Raw genomic sequence first — 1,404 nt, 5'->3', positions numbered from 1 at the left:
CGCATGGGCAAGCGTGTGAAAAAACCGTCAGAGCCCGCCCAGCAACCGCGCCAGATCAGGCGCCTCTGCCGCAGGCGGCGTGAACTCCAGCTGCGAATCGATCCGCGCCAGGTGGGCCAGCAGCAGCCGGGGCGCCTCGCGCGCATCGCGCAGGCGAATGGCGTCGATCAGCGCGCGGTGCTCGCGGCAGCCGCAGGCCGTGGCCTCTTCGCGGGTTTGGGCGTGGCTGGGGCTGTACGTCATCAGGATGAGCGAGGTGCGCGACACCAGCTCGCGCAGGATGCGCCCGAGCGTCTGGTGCCCTGCTGCCTGCGCGATGTGCAGGTGAAAGTCGCCCGACAGGCGGATGGCGCGGCGCATGTCGCCGCTGGCGCGGGCGGCCTCTTCGTCATCGATGCAGGTGCGCAGCGCGGCAATGTCGGCGTCGGTGGCGTTGGCGATGAACAGCTCCACCAGGCGCGGCTCCAGCAGGCGGCGGGCCTCGAACACTTCCAGCGCCTCCTGCGGCGTGGGCTGGGCAATGGATGCGCCCCGGTTGGGCGTGAGCGTGACGACCTGCTCGTTGGCCAGCCGCACCAGCACAGGCCGCACCCGTGTGCGCGACACGCCAAAGGCCGCCGCCAGCTTGTCCTCCACCAGCTTGGTGCCGGGCGGCAGCCGGTGGTCGAGGATGGCCGACACCATGCGGTCGTACATGTCGTTGTCGCTGAGCTGGCCGGTCGTGTCGGGCTGCACGGGCGGTTCGGTGACCGCAGCGCGCGCGCGCCGGGGCTTGGGGAGGGTGGTCGTCATAAGGGTGCCGTTTTTACCCCGAACGGCCCTTGCGCCTGCGGCCCAATGCCCACACCAGGGCCAGCGTGATGCCCATGACGACGAACGACACCACGGTGGTCAGCGTGCCCAGCGCGTAGATGGACGGCGTGGTCACCGTGCTGGTCAGGCCCTGCAGCTCCAGCGGCAGCGTGTTCACGTCGCCAATGGCCTGCGAGGTGCGGGCGATCTCGTCCCAGCTGAGCGTGAAACCGAACATGCCAATGCCCACGACCGAGGGCGCAATCAGCGGCAGCACCACATGCGCAAAGCCCTGCCAGGGCGTGGCCCCCAGGTCGCGTGCGGCTTCTTCGTACGCAGGGTTGAAGCGGTTGAACACCGCGAACATGATCAGCAGGCCAAACGGCAGCGTCCACGTCAGGTGCGCGCCCAGGGCCGAGGTGAAAAGGCCGAGCGACGTGCCATAGCCCTCCAGCGCACTCTCCATGCCCAGCCATTCCAGCGCCGCCTTGATGCCGTTGTCGATGAGCCGGAACTCCAGCCCGATGCCCAGCGAGACGATGATGGACGGCATGATGAGGCTGGCCACGACGATGAAGAACAGCGTGTTGCCGCCCGCCAGCCGCTTGCGAA

Annotated in this window: 1 protein-coding gene and 1 pseudogene; both read right to left on the bottom strand. The window is 68.8% G+C overall.

Annotated features, from left to right (window positions below):
- Positions 1–27: 27 nt before the first annotated feature.
- The gene (locus DBR23_RS07835) at positions 28–792 is read right to left on the bottom strand and encodes a GntR family transcriptional regulator (RefSeq protein ID WP_108497854.1); all 765 of its coding nucleotides are present in this window, start codon (positions 790–792) and stop codon (positions 28–30) included.
- 13 nt (positions 793–805) lie between these two features.
- Positions 806–1,404, bottom strand: a pseudogene (locus DBR23_RS07830) (ABC transporter permease); the annotation flags it as partial.

The sequence above is a fragment of the Acidovorax sp. HMWF018 genome (genome assembly GCF_003061035.1).
Classification (GTDB): Bacteria; Pseudomonadota; Gammaproteobacteria; order Burkholderiales; family Burkholderiaceae_C; genus Acidovorax; species Acidovorax delafieldii.
This window is presented reverse-complemented; position numbering and strand designations above follow the sequence as displayed.

Excerpts from the sequence above, each read along its gene's own strand:
- DBR23_RS07835 (WP_108497854.1), bottom strand. The coding sequence starts at position 792 with ATGACGACCACCCTCCCCAAGCCCCGGCGCGCGCGCGCTGCGGTCACC.